Source organism: Aeromonas sp. Y293-4, from assembly GCF_027705905.1.
Classification (GTDB): domain Bacteria; phylum Pseudomonadota; class Gammaproteobacteria; order Enterobacterales; family Aeromonadaceae; genus Aeromonas; species Aeromonas veronii.
Genome location: NZ_JAPDCI010000017.1, coordinates 1 through 6,095, shown reverse-complemented (window position 1 = coordinate 6,095; position 6,095 = coordinate 1). Strand labels below are relative to the sequence as shown.

The following is a 6,095-nucleotide window of genomic DNA, read 5'->3' as shown; positions in this document are numbered from 1 at the left end:
CAATAGCCAATAGCCAATAGCCAATAGCCAATAGCCAATAGCCAATAGCCAATAGCCAATAGCCAATAGCCAATAGCCAACTGTGAGAACCGAACTCGCGTCAGGATTACCGACCCAGATCAATAAAATGGCGAGTTAGGCGAAGCTGGCAGCAACATGGGCGTGGATCCGGTTGCCTTCATGTGGCGGATTTCGCATAGTGTTGCCCCCCTTTATGGGTATCCAATTGTGAGGCTTTGTCTATGATCCACGTTTTTGGTCACAAGAATCCTGATAGCGACAGTATCTGCAGTGCGCTGGTTATCACCGACTGGCTCAATGGCCAGGGCCGTCAGGCCACCCCATGGCGTCTGGGTGACCTGCGCACCGAAACCCGTTTTATTCTGGAGCAGGCTGGCGTCAGCGAACCCGAGTTGCTGACCAAAGATCTGACCGGTGAAGATGTCTGGCTGGTGGATTTCAGTGATCTGGAACAGGGCCCTGCCACACTGGCACAAGCCAATGTACTGGGCCTGGTGGATCACCACCGTCTCGGCACTCTGGTCACCCAGTCTCCGCTGGATGCCTGGATCCGGGCCGTCGGCTGCACCTGCACCATCGCCTTCGACCTGCTGAGCCAGCAAGACACTGTGACCCGCAGCCAGGCTCGCCTGATGCTGGGTGCCATCATGAGCGATACCCTCTGTCTCACCTCGCCGACCACCACCGAGCAGGACAAGATCGCCTGTGAGCGTCTGGCACCACTGGCCGAAGTATCGCTGGCCGAATTCGGCCAACAGCTGCTGATGGCGAAAACCGACCTGAGCGGCCTGACCCCAGCTCAACTGCTGCAGCAGGATGAGAAGGCATTCCAGGCCGAAGGTCTGAACTTCATCATGAGCCAGATTGAAGTGGGCAGCGAACAACAGCTTGCCGACCAGATCGAAACTCTGCAGCAAGAGATGGCGCACCGTGTTGAAAGCGAAGGGCTCGACTTCTTCGTGCTGATGGTGACTGACCTGACGGCCGCAGCCAGCCGTATCTACTTTACCGAGCACACCAAAGTACCGGCCGAGTCCAGCTACCACCCGGGCTTTGTCAGCCGCAAGAAGCAGGGTCTGCCCTGGGTTATGGATCTGCTGGCCAAGGCCTAATCCTCCCTCGCCATCACCTATTCCAAAGCCCTGCCTCTGCGCAGGGCTTTTTCATCGCCACCGCAAGCGGCACTCCCTATCCTCTTGCTGACCATCTTGCTCACCACTGCGGTCTCTCGTTTACTCCTTTCACGGCTTATTGATAGTTAACGCCATAACTTTGCTTACATATTTGCGGCTGTTATTTATCAGGGCTTTGCTGCAGGATAATCGCCGCGCACAACCTTTTCCGTTTCCATTCAGGTGATCGATGAACATAACCCCCAAGCAGAGAACCCTGGCCATCACCATGCTGATCGCCGTGGTGCTCCTCGGCTGGCTGCTCTGGCCCAGTCAACCACCCAAGGCGATGCTGACCGCTCAGGTGACCCGCGAGGATATTGCCCAGACCGTGCTGGCCAGTGGTGTGCTGCAGGCCGTAGAACAGGTGGATGTGGGGGCCCAGGTCTCCGGTCAGGTTACCAAGCTGGCCGTCGAGGCCGGAGATCAGGTCAAGCAGGGAGACCTGCTGGCCGAGATCGATCCCCTGATTGCCCAGAACAACCTCAAGACGGCCGAGGCGGAGCTTGCCAGCAACCGCGCCCAGCTCAAGATCAAGCAGGCGCAACTCAAACAGAACGAGCTCGCCTGGCGGCGCCAGCAGCAGATGTTCAAGCAGGAGGCGAGCTCACGGGCCGATCTGGAGAGTGCCGAGGCACTGCTGGCGGTCACCCGCGCCGAACTACAAAACAGCCAGGCCAATATCGACAATGCCCTGATCAAGGTTGATCGGGCCAAGACCGAGCTGGGCTACACCAAGATCCTGGCGCCGATGGATGGCACCGTCATCAGCATTGTGACCCGTCAGGGCCAGACCCTGGCGGCCAGCCAGACGGTGCCGACCGTGCTCAAGCTAGCCAACCTCGAGACTATGACGGTCAAGGCGCAGATCTCCGAAGCTGATGTCACCAAGGTCAAAGCCGGCATGCCGGTCTACTTCACCCTCATTGGCGATCCGGATACCCGCTATCAGGGTACGCTTCGCGCCGTGGAGTTAGCGCCTACCAACATCAACGATCAGGCCACCACAGGCACCACCACCAACAATGCGGCTGTCTACTACTACGCCCTGTTCGATGTGCCCAATCCCGACCATACCCTGCGGGTGGCAATGACCACCCAGGTGACCATAGTGCTCGGCGAGCGCAAGCAGGTGCTCACTGTGCCGCAAACCGCCCTCGGCAAGTCGCTGGGTGACAACGAGTATGAAGTCACCGTGATCAAGGAAGATGAGACGACCGAAACCCGCCATATCAAGACCGGTATGAAGGATGAGATCCGCATTGAGGTGATCAGCGGGCTGAGCGAGAAGGAGGAGGTGCAGCTCAATCACGGTGCCCCCGCCGACAATGATGAGATGGCGGTGATGCTATGAGTGAGCCCCTGAACCAGCTGCCGTTGATCCAGCTGAAAGGGGTCGAGCGACGCTACCAGAGCGGCGACAGCGAAGTCACCGTGCTCCACCCTCTTGACCTCACCATCACGGCAGGAGAGATGATCGCCATTGTCGGCGCGTCCGGCTCCGGCAAGTCGACCCTGATGAACCTGCTGGGTTGTCTGGATAGCCCGAGCGGCGGCCAGTATCTGTTTCGCGGTCAGGACACCGCCACCATGGATGCGTTGGCGCTGGCCCGCCTGCGTTGCCACCACTTCGGCTTTATCTTTCAGCGTTACCACCTGCTGCCTCATCTCGATGCCGCCGCCAACGTGGAGATCCCCGCCGTCTATGCCGGCACCAGTCGCCCGGATCGCCAGGCGCGCGCGCGTCAGCTGCTGGGCAGACTGGGGCTGGCCGATCGCAGTCACCATACCCCGGGCCAGCTCTCCGGCGGTCAGCAGCAGCGGGTCAGTATCGCCCGGGCGCTGGCCAATGGCGGCGAAGTGATCCTCGCCGATGAACCGACCGGCGCACTGGATAGCCAGAGCGGCAAGGAGGTGATGGCGATCCTCAAAGAGCTGCACGCTCAGGGCCACACCATCATTCTGGTCACCCACGATATGAACGTGGCCAGCCATGCCGACCGGATCATCACTCTCAAGGATGGTCGGATTGAACAAGATAGCGGCCCCTACCAAACGGCCGTGTTGGCTCCAACCACCGCCACAACCACAGCCCCTCAAAAAATAGTGCCCACTAAAGGTGCCATGGGCAACGACTGGGATCGTTATCGGGAAGCGGGACGGATGGCGATCCATGCCATGCTCGCCCACCGGATGCGCACCTTCCTCACCATGCTCGGCATCATCATCGGTATCGCCGCCGTGGTGAGCGTGGTCGCTCTTGGTCAGGGGGCGCGCGCCAAGGTGATCGACCAGATCAATGCGATGGGCACCAACACCATCGAAATCTTCCCGGGTAAAGGATGGGGCGATGAAAAGATGGCCAGCATCCAGACCCTCAACAAGGGGGATCTCGATGCCCTGCTGGGGCAACCCTATCTTGCGGGTGCCAGCCCCGAGATTGGCAGCTCAGGCCAGTTGCGCTATCGCAACAAGACCAACAGCGGCAATGTGACCGGGGTCGGTAACGACTATTTCAAGGTGAAGGGGATGACACTGGTCAGTGGTCGCTTACTGGAGTGGCAAGATATCCAGCAGCGTGCCGCCGTCGCCGTGGTGGACAAGAAGAGTATCACCAGCCTGCTTGGCAAGGAGGATCCAGTCGGCAAGGTGGTACTGGTCGGCACCTTGCCGGTACGGATTGTCGGTGTGGTTTCGCAGGAGACCGGCTTTGGCCCCACCAGCCAGTCAGTCAATATCTGGCTGCCATACAGCGCGGTGATGAGTCGCCTCATCTCGCAGCACCACTTCAGCCAGATCACCATCCGGGTCAAAGACGGGGTACAACCGGCACTGGCCGAGCAGGCGGTGATCGAGCTGATCACCAAGCGCCACGGGGTGAAGGATTTCTTCACCTTTAGCAGCGACAGCATCATCAAATCGGTGGAGAAAACCACGGCAACCATGACCTTGATGGTCTCGGCCATCGCGGTGATCTCGCTGATCGTCGGTGGGGTGGGCGTGATGAACATCATGCTGGTGTCGGTGGTGGAGCGTACCCGCGAGATCGGCATTCGCATGGCCGTGGGCGCCCGCCAGTCGGATATTCTGCAGCAGTTTCTGATTGAGGCTGTGATGGTCAGCCTGCTGGGGGGGATCTTCGGCGTAGGCCTCTCGCTCGGCATTGGCGCGCTCTTTTCACTGCTGGTGGACTCCATCAAGATGCAGTTCTCGCTCTTCTCCATCCTGATGGCCTTTGGCTGCTCGTCACTCATCGGGATCCTGTTTGGTTACTTGCCGGCACGCAATGCGGCGCGGCTCGACCCTGTTGTCGCACTGGCGAGGGAATAACAATGCACAAACTCTCCTGGCTGGCTCTCTGCATGGCCCTCAGCGGCTGCAGTCAGCACAGCACCTATCAAAGACCCGAACTGGCGATCGCCCCCACATGGCAACAGGCAGAGGGCTCCCAACTGGCTGCGCAGGCAGGCCCCTGGTGGCGGGAATTTCATGATCCCCAACTCGACAAACTGGTCGAGGCGGTACTGGCCGCCAACCCGGACATGCGTGTGGCGGCCCTCAAGCTCAAAAGCGCCAGACTGGGCGCCGAGCAGGCAGATACCAACCTCACCCCCTCGGTCAATGGCACTATCGCAGCCAGTGGCAACAAGGATCTGAAATCCGGCAAAGGCACCAACAGTCTGGGCCCCTCGCTGAGCCTCAGTTACGAAGTGGATTTGTGGGGCAAGCTTGCCTCGGTGCGAGATCAGGCAAGCTGGGAGGCGGCGGCAAGCGAGCAGGATCTCGCCAGCACCCGACTGCTGCTGATCGGCAATACCCTGGAGCAGTATTGGCAGCTCGGCTATCTCGGCTCTGCCATCACGCTCGGAGAACAGCAGTTGGCCAACCTGACCCGAACCGAGCAGCTGACCCAGACCAAATACCAGGCTGGCGCCATCACCCGGCTCGATCTGGCGCAGGCACGCCAACAGTTGGCCGGAAAACAGGCTGAGCTGGCCTCACTCAAGGCGCAGCGGGAGCAGGCTCGCAATGTCCTGCGTCTGTTGCTGGGCCGCAGCAGCGGGCCGCTGGAGTATGCACCTGCTTCCCTTGCAAAGCAGACCATTCCTGAACTTGCGGTGGGTATTCCGGCCGATGTGCTAGCCCGCCGCCCCGATGTCAAAGCGGCAGAATTGCGGCTGCGCAAGACGCTGGCTAAAGGGGATGAGATCCGCACCAGCTTCTACCCCAGCCTGACCCTGACCGGCAGTGCCAGCACCGCATCCGATAGATTGGCGCAGGTGCTGCAAAATCCGGTCGGTACGCTAGGGGCCAGCCTTGCCCTCCCCTTCCTTGAATACAACCGCACCCAGCTTGCCATCGAAAGCTCAGAGCTGGATTACCAGATCGCTGAAACCGAGTTTCGCAAACAGCTCTACACCGCACTGGTGGAGGTGGAAGACAATCTGGCCGCACGCCACTATGGCCAGCAGCGACTCGATTATCTGCAGGAACAACTAAGTTATGCCCAGGAGGCCGAACGACTGGCCAAGGCTCGCTTCCAGGCGGGTGCGACCGGCGTGCAAGCCTGGCTTGATGAGCAGAACCGGCTGTGGGATGCCCAGCAGAGCCTGCTGTCCCAGCAAAAAGAGCAGCTCACCACCACTGCCAAAATCTATCGCGCCCTGGGCGGAAGCGATAGCGTGGTGCCCCGATAGCGCCTCACCCGGCCATTCCCCACTCTGCCGGCAGAGTGGGGAATGCCATCACTATGGACCGCACAGCCCCCCTCTCCCACACTGCAGCCGATATCCATTGCCCATCATCAAGGGGCGGTTATGGCAGCCGCGAATTCAACTTCGAAGTGCAATTCCCGATTAAAAATCAGGCTGCTTTCAGAAGTTCGTCAAAAACCACCTGTGG

4 protein-coding genes are annotated in these 6,095 nt (G+C 59.9%); all 4 read left to right on the top strand.

Annotated features, from left to right (window positions below; translation table 11 throughout):
- Window positions 1-242 precede the first annotated feature (242 nt).
- The 4 genes from OKC31_RS17055 to OKC31_RS17040 all read left to right on the top strand — a co-directional run bounded on the left by OKC31_RS17055 (window position 243) and on the right by OKC31_RS17040 (window position 5,890).
- Complete coding sequence (locus OKC31_RS17055; protein WP_270657306.1) at window positions 243-1,133, top strand: manganese-dependent inorganic pyrophosphatase; 891 nt, start codon at window positions 243-245, stop codon at window positions 1,131-1,133.
- Between the two features lie 250 nt (window positions 1,134-1,383).
- Entirely contained in the window at window positions 1,384-2,547 is a 1,164-nt protein-coding gene (gene macA, locus OKC31_RS17050; RefSeq protein ID WP_139495691.1) for a macrolide transporter subunit MacA, read from the top strand.
- Window positions 2,544-4,523 carry a MacB family efflux pump subunit gene (locus OKC31_RS17045; RefSeq protein ID WP_270657305.1) on the top strand — a complete coding sequence of 660 codons (1,980 nt, stop codon included), beginning with the start codon at window positions 2,544-2,546 and terminating at the stop codon, window positions 4,521-4,523. Before macA ends, OKC31_RS17045 begins: the two co-directional genes overlap by 4 nt.
- 2 nt (window positions 4,524-4,525) lie before the next feature.
- A complete protein-coding gene (locus tag OKC31_RS17040; RefSeq protein ID WP_270657304.1) occupies window positions 4,526-5,890 on the top strand; it encodes an efflux transporter outer membrane subunit in 1,365 nt (454 codons plus the stop codon).
- The last annotated feature ends 205 nt before the right edge of the window (window positions 5,891-6,095 follow it).

Coding starts and splice junctions, on each gene's coding strand:
- OKC31_RS17055 (WP_270657306.1), top strand. CDS start 243: ATGATCCACGTTTTTGGTCACAAGAATCCTGATAGCGACAGTATCTGC.
- macA (WP_139495691.1), top strand. CDS start 1,384: ATGAACATAACCCCCAAGCAGAGAACCCTGGCCATCACCATGCTGATC.
- OKC31_RS17045 (WP_270657305.1), top strand. CDS start 2,544: ATGAGTGAGCCCCTGAACCAGCTGCCGTTGATCCAGCTGAAAGGGGTC.
- OKC31_RS17040 (WP_270657304.1), top strand. CDS start 4,526: ATGCACAAACTCTCCTGGCTGGCTCTCTGCATGGCCCTCAGCGGCTGC.